At 73.1% G+C, this 18,538-nt stretch carries 15 protein-coding genes; 7 read left to right on the top strand and 8 right to left on the bottom strand.

Going from position 1 to position 18,538, the window contains the following annotated elements; genetic code table 11:
* Positions 1–184: 184 nt before the first annotated feature.
* Together LG634_RS08950 and LG634_RS08945 are read left to right on the top strand one after the other, a co-directional pair.
* On the top strand, positions 185–1,669 hold the full coding sequence (locus tag LG634_RS08950) for a multicopper oxidase family protein (protein ID WP_226733134.1): 1,485 nt from the start codon (positions 185–187) through the stop codon (positions 1,667–1,669).
* 392 nt (positions 1,670–2,061) lie between these two features.
* A complete protein-coding gene (locus tag LG634_RS08945) occupies positions 2,062–3,231 on the top strand; it encodes an acyltransferase family protein (RefSeq protein ID WP_226733133.1) in 1,170 nt (389 codons plus the stop codon).
* Positions 3,232–3,344: 113 nt separating this feature from the next.
* Here the strand turns inward: LG634_RS08945 and LG634_RS08940 are convergent, their stop codons facing one another.
* The gene (locus tag LG634_RS08940; protein ID WP_226733132.1) at positions 3,345–4,028 is read right to left on the bottom strand and encodes a hypothetical protein; all 684 of its coding nucleotides are present in this window, start codon (positions 4,026–4,028) and stop codon (positions 3,345–3,347) included.
* A 685-nt stretch (positions 4,029–4,713) separates the two neighbouring features.
* Between LG634_RS08940 and LG634_RS08935 the strand changes: the two genes are divergently transcribed.
* Positions 4,714–5,130: a hypothetical protein gene (locus LG634_RS08935; protein ID WP_226733131.1), complete on the top strand. Its 417-nt coding sequence runs from the start codon at positions 4,714–4,716 to the stop codon at positions 5,128–5,130.
* Between the two features lie 72 nt (positions 5,131–5,202).
* Here LG634_RS08935 and LG634_RS08930 read toward each other — a convergent pair whose 3' ends face one another.
* The 3 genes from LG634_RS08930 to LG634_RS08920 form a co-directional block, all read right to left on the bottom strand.
* On the bottom strand, positions 5,203–7,425 hold the full coding sequence (locus LG634_RS08930) for a helix-turn-helix domain-containing protein (protein WP_226733130.1): 2,223 nt from the start codon (positions 7,423–7,425) through the stop codon (positions 5,203–5,205).
* 122 nt (positions 7,426–7,547) lie between these two features.
* Positions 7,548–8,912 carry a HAMP domain-containing sensor histidine kinase gene (locus tag LG634_RS08925; RefSeq protein WP_226733129.1) on the bottom strand — a complete coding sequence of 455 codons (1,365 nt, stop codon included), beginning with the start codon at positions 8,910–8,912 and terminating at the stop codon, positions 7,548–7,550.
* Positions 8,909–9,592, bottom strand: a complete 684-nt coding sequence (locus LG634_RS08920) for a response regulator transcription factor (RefSeq protein WP_226733128.1) — start codon at positions 9,590–9,592, stop codon at positions 8,909–8,911. The genes LG634_RS08925 and LG634_RS08920 overlap by 4 nt, the downstream gene beginning before the upstream one ends.
* A gap of 161 nt (positions 9,593–9,753) precedes the next feature.
* Between LG634_RS08920 and LG634_RS08915 the strand changes: the two genes are divergently transcribed.
* Positions 9,754–10,269, top strand: a complete 516-nt coding sequence (locus LG634_RS08915; protein WP_226733127.1) for a hypothetical protein — start codon at positions 9,754–9,756, stop codon at positions 10,267–10,269.
* A gap of 46 nt (positions 10,270–10,315) precedes the next feature.
* Here the strand turns inward: LG634_RS08915 and LG634_RS08910 are convergent, their stop codons facing one another.
* Both LG634_RS08910 and LG634_RS08905 read right to left on the bottom strand, forming a co-directional pair.
* Positions 10,316–11,344 carry an AraC family transcriptional regulator gene (locus LG634_RS08910; RefSeq protein ID WP_226733126.1) on the bottom strand — a complete coding sequence of 343 codons (1,029 nt, stop codon included), beginning with the start codon at positions 11,342–11,344 and terminating at the stop codon, positions 10,316–10,318.
* A 364-nt stretch (positions 11,345–11,708) separates the two neighbouring features.
* A complete protein-coding gene (locus LG634_RS08905) occupies positions 11,709–12,638 on the bottom strand; it encodes an AraC family transcriptional regulator (RefSeq protein ID WP_226733125.1) in 930 nt (309 codons plus the stop codon).
* Positions 12,639–12,748: 110 nt separating this feature from the next.
* Here LG634_RS08905 and LG634_RS08900 point away from each other — a divergent pair, with 110 nt between their 5' ends.
* On the top strand, positions 12,749–13,486 hold the full coding sequence (locus LG634_RS08900) for an NAD(P)H oxidoreductase (RefSeq protein WP_372482393.1): 738 nt from the start codon (positions 12,749–12,751) through the stop codon (positions 13,484–13,486).
* A 176-nt stretch (positions 13,487–13,662) separates the two neighbouring features.
* Positions 13,663–15,975, top strand: coding sequence for a hypothetical protein (locus LG634_RS08895; RefSeq protein ID WP_226733124.1), 2,313 nt, complete (start codon positions 13,663–13,665; stop codon positions 15,973–15,975).
* A gap of 8 nt (positions 15,976–15,983) precedes the next feature.
* On the opposite strand, the gene LG634_RS08890 is transcribed toward LG634_RS08895, so the two are convergent.
* Positions 15,984–17,294: a hypothetical protein gene (locus tag LG634_RS08890; RefSeq protein ID WP_226733123.1), complete on the bottom strand. Its 1,311-nt coding sequence runs from the start codon at positions 17,292–17,294 to the stop codon at positions 15,984–15,986.
* Between the two features lie 91 nt (positions 17,295–17,385).
* Positions 17,386–17,844 (bottom strand): GNAT family N-acetyltransferase, encoded by a 459-nt coding sequence (locus LG634_RS08885; RefSeq protein ID WP_226733122.1) that lies wholly within the window; start codon positions 17,842–17,844, stop codon positions 17,386–17,388.
* 223 nt (positions 17,845–18,067) lie between these two features.
* On the opposite strand from LG634_RS08885, the gene LG634_RS08880 reads away from it, so the two are divergent.
* A complete protein-coding gene (locus LG634_RS08880) occupies positions 18,068–18,538 on the top strand; it encodes a hypothetical protein (protein ID WP_226733121.1) in 471 nt (156 codons plus the stop codon).

Genomic DNA, 18,538 nt, shown 5'->3' with positions numbered 1-18,538 from the left:
GCCCGGCCGCCCGTGTCAGATCTCGCACAGGCGAACGACAAGTCCTGCACGGAACGGCCCTGCCGGTGCCCCGCGGCGACTACCCAGGGACCGGGGCCCCGGAACGCCGGCGGCCCCGGGGCCATGCCGGTCGACGGGCGCGGCCTGGCCCCTCCTGCCCGCCCGCACACCAGGAGGACCGACCATGGTCACCCGACGCAGCGTCCTCGGCGCAACGGTCGCCGCCGCGAGCGCCACGCTCCTCACCGGCACCGCCCTCACCCCCCTGCTCTCGGCGCGCAACCGCGCCGACCCGCGCACCCTCCCCGCAGCCCCCGCAGGGCTCGCGGCCGGCCCCCTGCTCCCCCCGTTCAGCGTCCCGATGCCGCGTCAGCGAGAGCTGCGCCCGATGCTCCGGTGGGGCAACCGGGACATCTACCTCATGACGATCCGCAAGGCCACCGCCGAGATCTTCCCGGGGCGCTCCACCGACGTCCTCACCTATGACGGCCACTTCCCCGGACCGGTCATCAGGGCCCGTTCGGGCCGCACGGTGGTCGTCCACCAGCGCAACACCCTCGACATGCCGGTGGCGGTGCACCTGCACGGCGCGAACGTGGCACCCGAGCACGACGGTTCCCCCATGGACACCTTCGGCCCGGGCACCGCGCGCACGTACGTCTACCCCAACCGCCAGTCGCACGCGGCCCTGTGGTTCCACGACCACGCCCACCACATGGAGTCCGAGCACGTCTACCGGGGCCTGTCCGGAAACTACCTGCTCACCGACAAACTGGAGGCCGCGCTCCCGCTCCCCCGCGGCGAGTTCGAGGTGCCCATCACCCTGCGCGACGCCCGGTTCGACGAGACCGGCCAGCTCGCCTACGCGATGGCCGACCCGGGCCGCACCACTATTCTCGCCAACGGCCGACCTGCGCCGTTCTTCCAGGTGGCGGCGCGCAAGTACCGCTTCCGGCTGCTCAACGGCGCCAACTCGCGCTTCTTCGCCCTGCGCCTGTCCGACGGCTCCACGATGACCCAGATCGGTTCGGACGGCGGCCTCCTGGAGCGCCCCGTCAACGTCCCCTCCATCGTCCTGACCCCGGGCGAACGCGCCGACGTCGTCATCGACTTCTCCCGCTACCCGGTGGGCACGCAGCTGGTGCTGGAGAACACCCTCGGCCCCGGCTCGCCGGACCTGGTCGGCAAGGTGCTCCGCTTCGACGTCGTACGGACGGCCGCCGACCCCAGCAGCGTGCCCGAGGTGCTGCGCACCCTGCCGGCCGCCGCCGACCTGCCCGCCCCCGTCGTGACCCGCGACATCACCATGCAGATGGACGAGGACGGCCGCGCGCAGCCCCGCGGCTTCATGAACGGACAGCTGTACGACCCCGAACGCATCGACATCACCGCCGCACACGGAACCTCCGAGATCTGGAACGTCACCAACACCAACACCCGCATCCCGCACAACTTCCACATGCACCTGGTCCAGTTCCGGGTCCTGGAACGCGGCGGCAAGCCCGTCGGACCCACCGAGGCAGGGCTCAAGGACACCGTGCGGGTGATGGCGGGCGAGACGGTGAAACTGCACGTCACGTTCAACACCTACCGCGGCGACTACGTGTACCACTGCCACATGCTCGACCACTCGGCGATGGGCATGATGGCCACCTTCCGCATCCGCTGACGAGCTCCGCTTACGCGCTCCGCCGACGACGTCCGCCAACGACGCCCGGGGACACCAAGCGGAACCGTCCCGCGAAAGTGGAACCACACCAGCCGCACGCACACCGTTGACTTCAGACCGCATCCGCTGTCACTCTTCCGTCGGCGGTCGAGCCATGCCCATCACGGGTACAGCGTCCCGCCCGCCCCCCACGGCGCGCAGCGCACGCACCTCGCGCGTCCCGCGGCATCACCACGCACCTCACCATCCACGCACACACACCAGGCCGGCACCGCGCGGCGGGTCCCCCTCCGGGACCCGCCGCGCGGTGCTTTGCCGTGCGGTTCCCCGCGTCCCGCATCCAGGCGCGACGCCCCGCCGGCCCCGGCCACCACACAACGGGAGAACCCTTCATGAGCCTCACGGCCCTCTCGCCGACCGTGGCGAGAACACCCGACGTCCCCGTCGGCTGCACCAGCCTGCCGTCCCTGACCGGCCTGCGCTTCGCCGCGGCCCTCGCCGTCTTCGCGCACCACCTCGCGCTGCCGGAGCTGAGCGTCTTCGGAGGCCGCGCCGCCGAGTGGACCGGCCGGGTGTTCGGGGTCGCGGGCGGCCTCGGAGTGACCTTCTTCTTCCTCCTGAGCGGGTTCATCCTGACCTGGTCGGCCGCCCCGGGCGACACCGCGGGACGGTTCGTACGGCGCCGCCTGGCCAAACTCGTTCCGAACCACCTGGTCACCTTCGCCGCGGCCCTCGCCCTCATCGCGTGGGCGACGACCGGCTGGCAGCAGGCGCTGCCCAACCTGTTCCTGGTGCAGGCCTGGTCCTGGGACCCTGCCGTGTCGTTCAGCGTGAACATCCCCAGCTGGTCGCTCTCCTGCGAGCTGCTGTTCTACCTCGCCTTCCCGGCGCTGCTGCGGCTCGTGCGACGGATCTCCCCGACCCGCCTGTGGGGCTGGGCGGCCGCCGTCGCCGCCCTGATCGTGGCCGTCCCGGCCCTGGCCACCGCGCTCCTGCCCGGCGCCCAGCGGATCCCGGGCTGGCCCGTGAGCGCCGTCCAGAACTGGTTCGTGTACCAGTTCCCGCCGGTCCGGATGGCCGAGTTCGTCCTCGGCATGCTGCTCGCGCGCATCGTGCTCGCCGACCGCTGGATCGGCATCCGGCCCCTGCACGCCCTCGTCCTGCTCGCGGCCGCCTACCCGCTGGCCCTGAACGTGCCGTACCTGTACGGACTCACCGCGGTCTGGGTCGTCCCGCTCGCCCTGCTGATCCCGGCCGTCGCGATCGCCGACCTGCGCGGCCGCCCGTCGCTCCTGCGCCACCCGGCCGTGCACTGGCTGGGCGAGGTGTCCTTCGCCTTCTACCTGGTCCAGGCGATCGTCCTCATCGGCGCCACCCGGTACCTCACCCTGCACAAGCCGTACGACACCGTCGCCGCGCTCGCCCTCTGCCTGCTGGCCCTCGCCGTCACGCTCGGTCTGGCGCACCTGCTGCACCGGTACGTCGAGCGTCCCGCGATGCGCCGCTGGGCCAGTGCCGGCCGCTCGGACGGCCGCCGGGCCGAGGCGCGGTCCGGCGCCTGAAACGGAACCGGACCGGCGGCGCCGGCCGAGCCGGAGCACGAAACCGGGGCGGGACCCGGGCGGCCGCACCAGCCCCGATGACGGGGCCGGCCGCACCGGCCCGGGCCGCCCGCTCAGGACACCGCGCCCGGTCCCGCCCCCGCACCGGATCCCGCCCCCGGCCCGGTCGGGGCGTGGGCCGGGCAGGCGGGGGAGCGGGGCGGGGTGCGGTAGCCGACGCGGTCGCGGAGCCGGCCGGTCCAGGGGTCGCCCGGTTCCATGCGGCGGATCAGGACGTGGCGGCTGCTGCCGCGCCGGACGTGCCCGCGGTACTCGGCCAGCAGCGCGTCCGCGTCCGGGCCGGTCAGCGCCCGGGCCTGCTCCTCCACGAGGCAGAACGGGCAGTAGTCGCCGGCCGGCACCCGGAACTGCCGGCCCTCCGGACGGGCGTCGTCGCCGAACGCCGTCACCATCAGCCCGCCCGTGTAGGGCACGAACAGCCCGATCAGCTGCGGCGGTTCCAAGCCCGCGACCGTACGGACCAGCCCGCGCAGCCCCGCCGGGTCCAGCACGGCCACCCTGCGCAGGCCGTCCCGCCCCGCGGACAGCAGGGCGTGCAGCGCACCCACGGCCGACACCACGGCGACCGTCACCACCGAGCCTGCGGGCTGAGTGACCGCCAGGCCGTACAGCACCGCCGCGTTCGCCACCGCGCCCACTGCGACCGCAGCCCGCAGCCCCGCCCCGCTCCGCCGCACCGCGTGGTACACCAGCAGCAGCACGGCCGCCGACACCAGGACCACGGCCATATCGCGCATGCGAGCCCCCTCCGCAGACCGCACCCGCCCGGACGCGGCACCCCGCCCCCAGCATCGCGCAGCTGCCGCCACCCGTCGACACCGCCGCCGCGCCCGCGGCCCTGGCTGTCCGTACTTTTGCGGGTGGAACTGCCTGGGACGGCACCCCTCCACCGTGATCGACTGTGTCTGCCGCCGGGGCGCTGCCCTGCACGGGAGGACACCCCACCACCTGCGCACAGCGCCCCGGCCCGGCCTGCCCCTTCGGCGGTCCGGGAAGCCAGAGCGGGAAATCTCAAGCAGAGCAAAAGGTAAGAGCCGGCATGAAACAGAAGATCACTTCGCGGGCCGGCGCCATGGTGAAGGCCGGTGGCGTCGTCATCGCGGCCGCGGCCGTGGCCATGGCCACGGCCCCGGCGTCCGGGGGGATCGCGGACACACCGTTTCCGCCCTCACCCCGCACGGGAGTGTGGTCTTCGGCCGCCGGCTCTCCGGCTCCGGACTCGCCGCCCCGCTCGGCGAATCGGCCATCGGTCGGAGCACGCCCCGCGCCCAGGTGGTGCGGAGGCCGCCACACACCGTCGGCAATCCGGCGACACAGCGCCGGCAACCCCCACAGGGGGATGCCGGCCGCCGGCCGGAACGTCTGCTGTCAGCACCGCGTCACCGCCCGGACGGGCCGGTCGCACGTACGAAAGAGAGAGTCATGCTTGTCCGTAAGCTCAAGGCGGCCGTGATCGCGGCCACCGCGGTCGCGAGTGTCGCGGTGATGGCCACGCCGGCCCAGGCGACGAATTACTGCTCGCTCGGAGGCGGCGTCTACTTCTGCGATTACGGGGTGACCAGCTACCCCCTGCCCAACGGCACGACGCAGGAGTTCGTCGTCGGCACCGACCGTGCGGTGTGGACCCGCTGGACCAACACCAACGGGCAGTGGTCGCGATGGATGTCCATGGGCGGCAAGGCGTACAGCAAGGTGTACGTCCACGACTACGAGACGAGCGACCCGTGGTCCTTCAGGGCGTTCTACTGGGACCAGATCGGCGAGTACTGGGGCAGCAACCGCGACCACGACGGCAACTGGTCCAAGTGGACCCAGTACGACACCCCGCTCAAGGGCTGATCACCACCGTGCCCGGCCGCAGTGCCCCCTCGCTGCGGCCGGGTCTCCCGCGCGCATGCCGGCCGGGCGGCGTCAGGTCCGCGTGGTGAGCCGCGCAACGGCCGCGTCGTGGCGTGCCCGGAGTTCCTCGTCCGCCGCGATCTTCAGCAGGACGCCGAGCGCCCGTACCGCGCCGTCCTCGTAGCCGGCGGACTCCGCCTCCCGGGCCGCGAGGTCGAGTTGCGCGATGCCCTCCGCTTCGTGGCCGAGGGCGTGCAGCGCCTCGCCCCTCACCATGAGCAGCAGTATCCGGGGAATGTCGGCCGTGCCGGACCGGTCGTCGAAGGCCAGCGCCTCGGTCGCCGTGTCGAGGGCCTCGCGCCATTTCCCCGCATCGGCCCGATGCCGGGCCAAGTGCTGCAAGGCCAGCCTTTCGATGGTCCGGTCGTCGGCCTCGCGGGCCAGTTCCACCGCCCGCTCGCACCCCTGCGCCGCCTCGTCCAGGCCGCCGAGTGCCGCCTGCGCCATGGCCAGCACGAGCAGGGCGTTCGCCTCGGCCGCCGGGTCGCCCGCCGTGGAGGCGAGTGCGGACGCCGCCCTGAGGTGGGTCAGCGCCTCTTCGATGCGCCCTTCCTCGATCAGCACCCAGCCGAGCACGTTCAGCACCCGTGCCTCGCCGTGCCGGTCGGCGTCGGCCCGGGCCGCCTCGAGTCCGGCCTCCAGGAGCGAGACCCAGCCGTCCCGTACCCGCCACACGATCAGCGGCCACAGCGTCAGCACGATCCGCCACGTCCTGCCGTGCAGCCCGGCGGCCTGCGCCGCAGCCACCGCACGCGTCAGGTCATCGCGCTCCGCCGCGTACCAGGCCACGGCGGCGGACCGATCGCCGAACTCCCGCACGGCGGCCGGCGGCAGGTGGTCCGCCGGCAGCGGGAAGCACGCCTCGTTGCCGGGTTCCGCCGCCGCGACGGCCGCGAGACCCGTGGCGATGTAGTGGTCGAGCACGCGCGTGAGCACGCCGGGCGCGGCATCCAGGCTCCGTGCGTAGAGCCGCACGAGATCGTGCAGGGTCCATCGGCCGGGCGCCGTCTCCGTGACGAGGTGCGCGGCGGCCAGCACCTCAAGGGCGGCTTCGGCGGCCTCCGGAGCCGTACCCGCCAGGGCTGCCGCCGCATACCGGTCCACGTGCGCACCGGGGTGGCGGCCGAGGTGGGCGAACAGGTGGGAGACGTCCTGCGGGAGCTGTTGCAGCGTCAGCCGCAGCGCCGCCTGCACACCGGTGTCCTCCACCTCCAGCAGGCTCAGCCTGCGCGTCTCGTCGGACAGCTCGGCAGCCATCGCGTCCAGGGACAGGCCGGGGCGTTGCGTCAACCGGGCAGCCACCACCCGCAGCGCCAGGGGAAGCCCGTCGCACAGCTCGGCCAGCCGTCGCGCAGCCGCCGGCTCTGCGGCCACGCGCTCCGTGCCGAGCACCGACGCGAGGAGCAGGGTGCCGTCCTGCGGGCCGAACAGGTCCACCGCAACGGGCCGGGCGTCGTCGGTGACGATCAGCCCCGGCAGCCGGTGTCTGCTCGTCACGACGGTCACGCAGCGGCGACCCCCGGGAAGGAGCGGCCTGACCCGCCCGGAGTCCCGCGCGTTGTCGAGCACGACGAGGAGCCGGCGGTCGGCGGCGAGCGACCGGAACAGTGCGGCCGCGCCGTTCTCCGACTCCGGTATCCGTTCGCGCGGCACACCGAGCGCGGGCAGGAACTCCCGCAGCACCTCCATGAGCGTGGGCTCGCCCGCGTCGGCGAAGCCGCGCAGGTCGGCGTAGAGCCGCCCGTCGGGAAAGGCCGCACGGTTGAGGTGGGCCCAGTGCAGCGCAAGGGCCGTCTTCCCGACCCCGGCGGGCCCGACGGCCAGGCAGACGGGCGCCTCGCCTTCGGCCGCGGAGGACAGGGCGTCGAGTTCCGCCGTCCGCCCGTAGAAGCCGCGCGGTGCGCGCGGCAGCAGATCCGGCGCGGCGATCTGCCCGACAGCGGCCGGTACGACCGCCGGTGGTGGTGCGTCCGCGGTGCGGGCCCTCCGCGGACGGCCCAGGCTCGCGGTGCGTTCCAGCTCCCGGGCGCCGTCCTCGTCCAGGCGGAGGGCGTCGGCCAGTGCCTGCACGGTGCGGCGCTGCGGCCCCCGCGAGTGTCCGCGCTCCATGTACGACAGCGCCCGCACGCTCACCCCCGCAGCGTGTGCCAGCTCCTCCTGGCTCAGCCCGGCCTCCGTCCGCAGCCGGTGCAGGAGCGAGCCGAAGCCGCCGGCGCCGGGTGTACCGGTGTGCATGTCTGCGTGTCCCCTGATGTGGTGCGGTCATCGCGGTCAGCCGGAACGCCATAATCCGCCCGCAAAAGTATGCACGAACTACTTTTGCGGGTGAAACGCGCGGTGCCCCGGTGCTGCGGCCTTCATCGCGCCGCCGGCCTGTTCGCCAGCGGAATCCGTACGAGGAAGCGTGCGCCGGCCCGGCTGTCCGTGATGTCGACGGAGCCCCGGTGCAGGGTGGTGATGTGCCGCACGATGGCCAGCCCGAGGCCGGTTCCGCCGCTGTCGCGCGTGCGTGACTCGTCCAGGCGGGTGAACCGCTCGAAGACCCGCTCCCGGTCGGCCACCGGTATCCCCGCGCCGTCGTCCTCGACCGATATGAGGGCGTGCGTCTCGGTGGTGTCCACGGCGAGCGTCACGGCCACGGAACCGGCGGCGTGGCGTTCGGCGTTGTCGACGAGGTTTCCGACCACTCGGCGGAGCAGGCCCGGATGGCCCGTCACCGTCACGTCGCCCGGAGGGACGGACAGGGTGACCGTGAGCCGGGCCGGCGGGCGCCGCCGTGCGACCTCCTCGCCCACGAGGGCGACGAGGTCCACGGGCCGGGCCTGCCTCTGCCCTTCCCCCTCCCCCTCCCCCTCGAAGTCGAGCCGGGCGAGCAGCAGCAGGTCGGAGACGAGCTGCTGGAGGCGTTCGGTGTCGCCGAGGGCCCCGGCCACGACGTCCTGCCAGTCGGCCCTCCCGGGCTGCGCGAGGGCGATCTCCAGCTCGGCACGGAGCGCGGCCAGCGGGGTGCGCAGTTCGTGGGAGGCATCGGCGACGAAACGCCGCTGCTTCTCCACGGACTGCTGCAGCCGCTCCAGGGTCCCGTTCATTGTGCGGGCCAGCCGGCCGACCTCGTCGTCGCTGTCGGGGACGGGGACGCGCTGGTTCAGGTCGTGCGCAGTGAGCTCGGCGAACCGGGACCGTATCGCGCCCACCGGCCGCAGCACCCGGCCCGCCACGGCCCAGGTGACACCGGCCGATGTCGCACTGATCAGAACCACGGCACCCGCCAGGCTCCAGCCCACGGTGTTGAGCAGCCGCTGCTCGTGGGCGAGCCGGTTGTAGACCCACCAGTCGGGGACGCCGCCCTTCGCCGGATCGTGGTAGATCTCGGCGACGGGAACCGGGCGGGTGCTCTCCGGGTCCGTCCACGGCCACAAGGACAGCGCTCCCCGCTCCGGCGGGTACGACGTGGTCACCTTCCGCAGGGTGAACCGCGGGTTCTTCCGGAGCCTTTCGGCGACCACAGTACCGGTCACGGAACCGTCTCCGGCAAAGGCCTGGGCCCACTCCCCACGCGTATAGGTCAGCCCTTCCTGCAAGAGGTACGGGCGCAGGGCGTGCACGGCCGTCACCGCACCCGCGGACAGCGGTACGAGCGCGGTCAGCGCGACGATCAGGGCGAGGCGGCACCGCAACGTGATGTGCCGCCACCGGCGCGGCAGTCGCAGACGGCGCTTCATGACTGCGGCGCGCCCGGTTCGAGCCGGTATCCGGCACCCCGCACGGTGTGGATGGTCCGTCGCCCGAACGGCTGGTCGATCTTCCGGCGCAGCGCACTGACGTGGACCTCGACGAGGTTCACGTCACCCTCGAAGGCGCTGTCCCACACGTGGTCGAGGACTTCGTCCTTCGTGACCACCTCTCCCTGCCGGCGCGCGAGGTACTCCAGTACGGAGAACTCACGGGTGGTCAGGGGCACGACGGCCTCGCCCCGCCGGCACCGGCGGGCCGCGGGGTCGATCTCCAGATCGCCGACGCGGAGGACGGCGGGCCGTTCCCGGCTGCCGCGACGCACCAGCGCGCGCAGTCGGGCGGTGAGGGCGACGAACGAGAAGGGCTTGGTGACGTAGTCGTCCGCGCCGGTGTCGAGGCCCTCGGCCTCGTCGTATTCGCCGTCCTTCGCCGTCAGCATCAGCACCGGCGTCCAGATGTCAGCGTCACGCAGCCCGGAGCAGACCCGGTAGCCGTTGAGCCCGGGCAGCATCACGTCCAGGACGACCACGTCGTAGTCGTTCCCTGCCGCCAGTTCCAGGCCGTGCCGCCCGTCGTGGGCGGTGTCCACCGCGAAGCCTTCTCCGACCAGACCCCGCCGGAGCAGCTCGGCGAGCCGCCTGTCGTCCTCGACCACCAGTATGCGCATGACGGCAGCCTTCCCCGGCGCGGCCGGAGGGAGACCGGAGGCTCCCGGACGATCTTCAGGTGCCGTTCAGCACGCGTGGGGCACTCTGTTGCCCAGGCGGATCCCGCCGCCGAGCACACCGTGCCGTCCGGGGGGCGGTACAGATCGAGGGGGAAACGATCATGCGTATCTCAAGGGGAGCGGTCCTCGCCGTGGCGGTGGCCGTGTCGTCCATCGGGCTGGCCGGTTCGGCCGAGGCCCGTCCGGTGTCCGGCATCGCCACCACCGGCGACTGCGACAACATCGGGGAGAACGACGCGGTGGGCAATTCCGGCAGCAGGTCCGCCTCGGGCCGGACGATCACGCTGTACACGGCCAAGATCACCGACTCGTACGCGAAGGCCGCGATCGAGGGCGACGTCCAGCGGTACGACAAGGTGTGGATCGACCGCAGCCTCAAGCTGTTCACGATGGGCGGCTCGCCGGGGCACCCCAGCGATGCGACCGTGCAGGCGAACGGCGGCTGGAAGCAGTGCGGCCCGTTCGAGGCGACCTGGTGGAACGCGTCCTGGAACTACGTCCAGAGCTCGACCGTCGCCCTCCAGCAGAGCGGCAAGTCGTACGCGGTCCGTGCCTGCATGCGACCCCACGACTCCAACGTGAGCACCTGCACGGACTGGTTCATCGACCACACCTGACCGGCCTTGCCGTGCAGCAGCTGCGGCCCCCGCAGGGACGCCGACGTCAGGCGCCGTGACGGAGGGCGGCGGGTGTGGTGCCGTGCCAGCGCCGGACGGCTCGGCGCAGGGCGCGGGCGTCGGCGTAGCCAGTCCGGGCGGCGACGGCGTCGATGCTGAGCGTCGTGTCGTGCAGCAGCCGCGTCACGTGGTCGCGCCGGCCGTCCTCGAGTTCCCTGCTCCAGCTGGTGCCGTGTTCGTCGAGGCGGCGCTGCAGGGTGCGCGTGCTCAGTCCCATGTGCCGTGCCACGGCCGCCAGCGTCGGAGCCGTCTGGTCGGGGGAGGAGGCCAGCGCACTGCGGAAGAGGTCCAGCCAGGAGTGCAGGGGGACCGCGGCGGTCAGGGTGTGCTCGGCATGCCGCCGCAAGACCGTCGACAGCCCCGGCTGGGCGAGCGGGTTGGGAACCGTCAGATCGGAGACGAGGAAGGTGATCGAGCTGACCGGAGCCTCGAAGTCGATGCTTCTGGTGCCGTAGAGCTCGATCAGGTTGTCGTGCCGGTGGGGTGCCTTGGTGGCGAGCGAGACTCTGAGCGGTACGAGGTCCCGGGCCGCCGCTTCGCAGAGGCGCCGGCGGTACAGCCCCAGTCCGAACGCACGGATCGCGCAGGCCGCCTCATGGCCCACGTCGGCCCGGTTGGTGTGGCTGACGGTGACGTGGTCGCCGTCCACGGTGACGCTGAGGCTGTCCGTACCGGTGTCGGCGACGGTGGCGAAGAGGTCCGACGCCTCCCGGATCCCTTCGAGGGGTGTCGCGGCGGACGTGATCAGGTAGTCCCACACGCCGAGACTGCCGATGGGCGACCGGCTCGCGAGCCGGACCGCGAGCTCGTTCCACGGCACGCGCGCGATGCTCAGCTCCGCCAGGCGGATGTTCGTGGCGGACGGCACTCGGCAGCCGTCGTCGTCCAGTTGCTCGGGGGCCAGTCCCAACAGGTTTACGTACTCATGGGCGTCCACGCCCAGCAGCCGTGCCGTGTCCATGCTGACACGGGTGAGGGCGGCGGACATCGTCCCCTGGTGATCGGGCAAAACCATGGAGGGTGATCGTAGTTCAAGGGATGGCGCGCAAGGTCCCCTGGTTGGCACGTGCGGTCCCTGCCCCGCGGTCCTCCGCGACCGTAGGGTGACGTGAGAGGCGGGGCCGGCCGGGGCGAGCCGTGCGGGTGCGGGGAAGAGGGCAAGAGGAGAGACCGCGGCAACGACCGGTCTCACCGGGGTGGAGGTCCACGGGGGTGGCCTTCACCGGTCCGCCACGCACCCGGCCCGGCCGCCCCGCCGGCCATCGCCCGGCCGCCCCGCCGGCCATCGCCCGGCCGTTCCGCCGGCCACCGCCCGGCTCAGCGCCCCGCGCGGCGCCGACCCGGGAGGGCCCGTTTCCCGCGGCCGCGTGCCCCCCCCCTCAGGCCGCCGTGCTGCGGAAGGTGCTGGGGCTGAGGCCCTTGTGGCGTTTGAAGGCGGCGCTGAAACCGAAGGCGTCGGCATACCCGACGGCCTTGGCGATCTGCGCGATGCTCAGGTCGGTGTCGGCCAGCATCGCCTCGGCGTCGTCCATGCGGCACTCGGTGAGGTAAGCGAGGGGCGGACGTCCCATCAGCTCGGTGAAGCGCCGGGCGAACAGCGCCCGGGAGACGCCGGCTTGAGCGGCCAGCGACGCGACCGTCCACGTGTCGGCGGGCCGCCCGTGGAAGGCGTGCAGGGCCGGGGCGAGGACCGGGTCGGCGAGGCCGCGGTACCAGCTCGGCGCGTCGGCACCCGCCCGGTCGAACCAGGTGCGCAGCGTGCAGACCAGAGCCCAGTCGAGGAGCCGGTCCATCAGCGCCTGCGAACCGGCCGAGAGCCGCGCGGCGTCGGCGGCGGAGTTCTCCAGCCAGGCGCAGACCTCGGCGTCCTCGGTGATGACCAGGACGGGCGGCAGGGCCCGCAGGAGCCGTTCGTGGCGGTGCCCCGAGGCGCGGTAGGCGCCCACGACCAGCGCGGTCGCCCCCTCCGGGCCGGTGCCCCAGCGGATGCCGTCGAGTTCCCGGCCGGTGCACGCTCCGTCCGCGGTGAAGCAGTTGATCTCGTACGCGGTGTGCGGGCGTCGGACGGTGGCGGGCTCGTCCGCGAGGCGGAACCGGGCAGGCCCTCGGACGATGGCCGTGTCACCCGCGTCGATCGCCCGCTCGGTGCCGTCGGACAGCAGCAGGGTGCCGCCCCCGCGGAGCACGCTGACCATGGTGAGCGGAGCGGCATCGGCGAAGGTGATGCTCCAAGGCGCCGTCAGGACGGCATTGCTGACGATCGAGCCCTCGGCCCGGATGCCGCTCAGGAGCGAACTCAGAGGATCCACCGCACAATCGTAGACGATCTCCTATGTCCTGAAGAGTTTCTCCCATGGATCATCCACGGCGCCGCGGCTGTACTGGACTCACCGCACAGATCGAGCCCTCGGGAGACACCGTGCCGCAGCACAGCAACGACAACAGCAGCAGTCACAGCAGTAGCAGCCGCCACAGCAGCAGCGACAACAGCCGTGAGACGAGGACGGCCCTCGTGGTCGTCGCGCACCACCGCAGCGATTCCCTCACCGCCCACACCGCCCGCCGTGCGGCCGCCCGGCTCGAGGCCGCCGGATACCGCATCGACTGGCTCGACCTGCACGCCGAGGGGTTCGACCCTCGCATGAACGCGCAGGACCAGCCGGACTGGGGCAACCGGGAGAAGCCGTACTCGGACGAGACGCACGCCCACATGCGGCGGATCCTCGACGCCGATGCCGTCGTCGCCGTCTTCCCGGTGTACTGGCAGAGCGTGCCCGCCGTCCTCAAGGGATGGATCGACCGCGTGTGGAACTACGGGTTCGCCTACGGCCGCAGCAAGCCCCGCCTGGCGGGCAAGCGCATGCTGTGGCTGGCCCTGGCCGGCGCCACCTCCGACGACCCCTTCGCGGACTCGATGCAGTCCGTCCTCGAAACCAACCTGAGCGACGGCATCGCCTACTACTGCGGCTTCTCCCGCTCCACCGTGGGACTGCTCCTCGACGCGGAGGAGCGGCCGCAGCGCATCGACGCCGAGGGCAACCTGCTGGTCGGCGAAGCGGTCGCCGGCGCCGAGCGCGAGGCGCAGTACGCCGACTTCGACCGCCGGGCACAGAAGCACGTGGACGAGTTCCTCGCGGACGGACTCGCCGCCGCCTGACGGTCGGGCGGCCGACCGTGACGCGGTGACGACAGGGCTGCGGGACGGGCGTCTGCTCCGCAGGCTCCCCGCAGCGGAGGATGAGCCGAGCGGGTGCCCGTAAGGGCATGTCCGGTGGGGCCGGGCGCTGTCACCATTTCCTCTGGCCGGGACGGGGGCCGTCGAGGAGGGGGCGCATGGGACAGCGACTGCCCGGCACCGCCGTGCGGGAGCCGGGGACCCGTGCCGGCACCTCGACGGGCACCCCCGGGGCCGCCGGGCCCGAACCGGCACCGCGCCCGGCGGCCACGCCCCCGCTCCGGGCCGGGATGTCCCCGCGGCAGGCCCTCCAACTGCAACGCGCCGCCGGCAACAAGGCCGTGACCGGCGCCCTCGCCGTCCAACGCTCAGGCAGCTCCGGAAACTCCGACAGCTCCGGCAAGTGCGGCAGCTCCGGCGGCGACTGCTGCGAGGAATGTCGCTCCGGCCCGGCGAACGAGGCCGAAGAGCCCGTGGTCCAGCGGGACTTCTTCAGCGACGCATGGCGGAGCGTCAGCTCCGCGGGCCCCGCCGTGGCCCGGGCCGCGGGACTGGTCGCCGACTGCGTCCAAAACCCCGCCCGGCTGCCCGTCGTACTCTCGGCCATCGCCTGGGAGGAGATCCCGGAGGCGCTCAAGGGGCCCCTCATCGACCAGGTCCTGCGAGCCTGCCTCGCAGCCGCCCGTACCGCCCGGATCCCCGGCCCGCCCGGACTGCCGGTCGGCACCATCCTCCAGCACGTGGCCATCGGCGCTCTGGAACGGGCGCTGAGCTACCCGCAGAGCACCAAAGTGCGGATCGCCGACCGGATGGCCCGCATCGTGCTCAGCCCCAGCGAGGACTTCGCCCTCGGCTTCCTCCAGGGCCTGCTCTCCGGCCTCTGGGACGGGGTGACCGGCCCGTTCGTGCTGCTCTGGGACCTGCTCAAGATCGGGTACGAGGTCCAGGCCGCGCAGCTGCGCCTGCTGTCCACCCTTGCGCACGGCGACTCCCGGCGGCAGCTGGAAGCGGACGTGCAGGCCGCCCTGGACCGGCTCGGGCCGCAGATCTCCGCCGCCCTGGCCCGGCTCACCGCCGGACGGACCGACCCGCTGGCGATCATCCAGATGGCCGACCAACTGGTCAGCGCCGCCCTGCGCGGGGTGGAAGCGGTCGGCGCCGAACTCTCCGACGCCCTGCTGAGGTTCATGAGCCGTCCCGACCGCGCCCTCGGCGAGGGCATCGGCTGGGTGGCCGGCACCGCCGTCTTCGAAGTGACGCTCCTGGTCCTGACCGAGGGCGGCTACACGGCACTCAAGGAGGCCCTGTCCGGACTGCGCGCTGTCGTCAGACTGGTCGAGGCGGGTGCCCAGGCCGCCGAGGCACTGGCGCCGGCCCGGGCCGCACTCGCCGGGTTCCGCAGCTTCGCGGCGGGCAACCGCGCGCTGGCCCCCCTCGTCGAGGCGGCGGAAGGGCTGTTCGCGCTCCTGGTGCGCTACCTGAGGTTCTCGTACGGGCTGGGTCCCGCCGGCGGCGCCGCGAGAGCCGGGGGCCGGGCGGCCGGGCGCGGGGCGAGCCGGGAGGTGCAGGTCGCCGAGACCGCACTGCGCGAGACCCACGAGATCACCCTGCTCGCCGACGGCCGCCTGATCCGGTGCAGCGACCAGTGCATGGAGCTGCTGCAGAACATCATCGGCCGGGCCCGCGCCCTCACCGCGGAACAGGCACCCGGCGAGGGCGCCCGGCTGATCGCGGAGGCCGAGCGCATCTCCGAGCGGGCCCGCGCCGTCAAGGCCGCCGAAGGCCTCAGTGACGCGGAGCGCACCGCCCAGGAGACCGCCCTGCTGCGCGAGGCGGCCTCCCTGGAGCGGCAGGCCGCCGCGGCCGAGCGTGAGGTGCTGCTACGGCTCCCCGGCCCGGCCCGGCAACGACTGCGGGCCTGCCGCGAACTGGCCGCCGCCAACGCCTCGAACCCGGCCTTCCGGCAGTTCGACGCCAGGCTGTCCCAGCTGGAGCAGGACACCGAGGCCGCGGCCCAGCTGCTCGCCGACGACCCCGGCGTGCGCGAGGCGATGCGGGAAGAGCTCTCCAACCTGGAGGGACTCGCCCGGGAGCTCCAGCAGGACATGCGCAAGATGGCGCCGCCCGCCCCCGCGGGCGGCGCGGCAGCCGGCGGCGCGGCCGCCTTCGACGTACGGGCCTGGGAAGCCTCCCTCGCCGGACTGACCCCCGGAGAGCGGGTCGCGCGGGTGTCCGGGGAGGCCGAACGGCAGGCCGCCCGGCACGGGTTCGAGTTCGACCGGCGCCTCTCCTCCCTGAACAACCGTGACGTCTACCGGGATCCCGGCACCGGGCACCTGTACTCGGTGGACACCCAGCACGGCCGCTTCGAGCACTGCGACGCCCGCGGCAGACACCAGGGCGAGGTGAACTTCGACCTCGCACCGATCCCGAACTCCAAGGAGGCCGACCACAGCCTCAGACACTTGTGAAGACCGGCTCACGCGCGACGGCGCCGCCGCAGCAGCACGGCCCACAGCGCGCTCGCACCGCCACCCAGGAGCAGGGCGAGCACCATCGGAACGGTCGCCTTCGCCCCGGGGTCCGTGAGGACCGGGGTCAGCAGCGCCAGGGCGAGGGCCGCCAAGGCCAACGGGCCGAGGTGGACGGCGGGATGCGCCCAGGTCAGCGGAGTGGTCCGGCGCAGTCCGCGGGCCGGTGCGGCCGGGGGCGGTGTGAAGGCGGCGTCGGTCGGGTGCAGGAGGCCCCACAGGAAGGTGCCGTCGTCCCCGATCCAGAGCGCCGCGGTCCCCGGGCGGACGGTGACCATCCATCCGGTGTGGCCGGCCAGTTCGGTGGCGAGCGCCGCCGCGCATTCGCGCCGCCGGGAGACCGTCAGGACGACCGGTGCGTCGTCCGCGCCCGTGGCGGCGAACTGCAGCCCGTCCCCGCCGTGCAGCTCCACGAGCCGGGTGCGCAGCGCGAGGCGCTCACCAGGCCGGGACGCACGTACGGCCCGCACCTCCTTGCGGCCGGGTGCGGCCGCAACTCCGGTGAGCAGCAACGCGAGCCACAGGACGAAGAGCAGGACGGCCGCCATGAGCGCGGCGAGCGCGGGGGAGACCCCGTAACCGGGCTGGTGGATCCGCAGCTCGGTGCCGGCGGCCACGTAGCCGGGGAGCTCCGGCCGGGCCGGGGCGGCCAGCACGGGGAAGCTGCGCCCGCGCTCCGGCCGCAGCGGCGTCGTGGCGCCGGGCGCCGAGATGCGCACAGAACGGCCGCGGGGCCCGGGCACGGTCAGGACCAGGTCCGACCGGTATTCGTCCGGGGTGTCCCGGACGTTCTTGGTCCCCTTCCTCCTGTAGCTCCACGAGGAGACCGTGACCTGCTCCGCCGACACCACCGTACCGGGCAGCACGTGCGCCCCGGCCCGTTGCAGGGTGCTGATCCGCGCGTGGGCGGCGGGGCCCGGGAACGAGCCGAGCAGTCCGGCCGTCAGGAGGCTCAGGGGCAGCGCCAGCGCGAGCGCGGGCACCTGCCATCCCCGCCTGCTGCGCGGCAGCAATACGGGGACCCCCGGGACCGCTCCGTCCGCCGCGGCCGCGCGTGCGGCGACCCGGGGCGCGGCCGTGCCCGCGACGACCCACCCGGCCGCACAGACCAAGGCACCCGTGGCGAGGAGGACGACGTCGTGGCGCGGCTGGATGCCGTTGCGTATCCACAGGAGCAGCGGTGCGGCGAAGGCGAGAGCCACGGCTCCCGCGCCGAGCGCTCTCGTCCAGGCGGTGGAGCGGCGGGGGAGTCGGGGCATGTGCATGATCTTCCCAGGGCTGTGCCGCGCCGCCGTGCCCGGGGCCTTACCCGACTCCTTGATCCTCCGGCTCCGCGAACCGGATCGCTGATCAGGAGCCCCGCACCGCCTGCGCCGGCTCGCGCACCATGAACACGTCCACCGGATCCTCGGTCTCGCATGTGAACCCGTGCCGCTCGTACAGACGCCGGGCCCGACTGCCCTGCAACACGTTCAGCCGGATCCGGGTGCCCTCGCGGTCGCACCGATCCAGCAGCTCACGCAGCACGGCCGTACCGATGCCGCTGCCCTGCAGGCGGGGAGCCAGGTAGAAGTGCTCCAGCCAGTGGCAGTGCTCGGCGGGCCGCAGCGCCACGCAGCCGGCGAACCGACCACCCACCTCGATCACCCAGGTGTGCGCCGGAGCGAACCCGTCCCGCAGCCGCTGCCGCACCCGCTGCTCGTCGTACCGCCCGAGCCGCTCCAGATCCGCCCGCAGCACCACGGCCCGCAGCTCGGCCACCGCCTCGACATCCGCCGCCGAAGCCAGCCGGATCCCCCATCCCCCCATGATCACCAGGCTACCGCGCCAAACTCCCCCGCCCTCGCGGCCGGGACTCTGCCCGGCATGCACGCGGGCACGCGCTCGGCAAGAGCTGACGTATCCGGCGAAGCGTGACTGACGGGGGAGCCGGCCACCAGCGGTGTATGCCACCACGACACGATGCCACCACGACACGACACGACCCGGGTACCAGTTAGGGTGGCCGCGCGGTTCGGGGAGGGCCGTGCCGATGAACTCGCACCGCCCTCGACGCGTCACCGCCCGACCCGCGACGCGCACCACCTTGGCCCTGCTGGCAGCCGTTGTCCTAGCCACGGACTGTACGAGTGCCGACCGGTCCTCCGGCCCTGTTCCCGAGGAGTACCTCGGCGTATGGGACTACAAGGCCTCCCATAGCGTGGGGGCAGGTTCGCCGCTCACCATCGAATTCAGCATCAAGCAGGGCCGCCCGGGCGAGCACATGGCACGGCAGAAGGTCTGGGTCGGCGACAGCCAATGCCAGGAGGACTACACCCTCAAGTCCCCAGGCCCTCCACTCGTGCTGACCCCGATCCCCGGTCCGGGATGCGGCGAGTCAGAGCTCACGCTCGTCGTGGATGGCAGCCTCCTGGAAGTGCAGACGCCAGGGGACCTCAACCCCCAACGCTTGGAGAAGACCACCGACAAGGCTCCGGAACTCGACGGACCCCGCACGGAGTGA

This window comes from Streptomyces bambusae (assembly GCF_020532645.1).
In the GTDB taxonomy this organism is placed as follows: Bacteria; Actinomycetota; Actinomycetes; order Streptomycetales; family Streptomycetaceae; genus Streptomyces; species Streptomyces bambusae.
This window is presented reverse-complemented; position numbering and strand designations above follow the sequence as displayed.

What these genes read in the sequence shown, in the direction of transcription:
- LG634_RS08945 (WP_226733133.1), top strand. Translation starts at nt 2,062, where the DNA reads ATGAGCCTCACGGCCCTCTCGCCGACCGTGGCGAGAACACCCGACGTC.
- LG634_RS08885 (WP_226733122.1), bottom strand. Translation starts at nt 17,844, where the DNA reads ATGGGGGGATGGGGGATCCGGCTGGCTTCGGCGGCGGATGTCGAGGCG.
- LG634_RS08920 (WP_226733128.1), bottom strand. Translation starts at nt 9,592, where the DNA reads ATGCGCATACTGGTGGTCGAGGACGACAGGCGGCTCGCCGAGCTGCTC.
- LG634_RS08880 (WP_226733121.1), top strand. Translation starts at nt 18,068, where the DNA reads ATGAACTCGCACCGCCCTCGACGCGTCACCGCCCGACCCGCGACGCGC.
- LG634_RS08950 (WP_226733134.1), top strand. Translation starts at nt 185, where the DNA reads ATGGTCACCCGACGCAGCGTCCTCGGCGCAACGGTCGCCGCCGCGAGC.
- LG634_RS08890 (WP_226733123.1), bottom strand. Translation starts at nt 17,294, where the DNA reads ATGCCCCGACTCCCCCGCCGCTCCACCGCCTGGACGAGAGCGCTCGGC.
- LG634_RS08925 (WP_226733129.1), bottom strand. Translation starts at nt 8,912, where the DNA reads ATGAAGCGCCGTCTGCGACTGCCGCGCCGGTGGCGGCACATCACGTTG.
- LG634_RS08935 (WP_226733131.1), top strand. Translation starts at nt 4,714, where the DNA reads ATGCTTGTCCGTAAGCTCAAGGCGGCCGTGATCGCGGCCACCGCGGTC.
- LG634_RS08910 (WP_226733126.1), bottom strand. Translation starts at nt 11,344, where the DNA reads ATGGTTTTGCCCGATCACCAGGGGACGATGTCCGCCGCCCTCACCCGT.
- LG634_RS08940 (WP_226733132.1), bottom strand. Translation starts at nt 4,028, where the DNA reads ATGCGCGATATGGCCGTGGTCCTGGTGTCGGCGGCCGTGCTGCTGCTG.
- LG634_RS08930 (WP_226733130.1), bottom strand. Translation starts at nt 7,425, where the DNA reads ATGCACACCGGTACACCCGGCGCCGGCGGCTTCGGCTCGCTCCTGCAC.
- LG634_RS08895 (WP_226733124.1), top strand. Translation starts at nt 13,663, where the DNA reads ATGGGACAGCGACTGCCCGGCACCGCCGTGCGGGAGCCGGGGACCCGT.
- LG634_RS08915 (WP_226733127.1), top strand. Translation starts at nt 9,754, where the DNA reads ATGCGTATCTCAAGGGGAGCGGTCCTCGCCGTGGCGGTGGCCGTGTCG.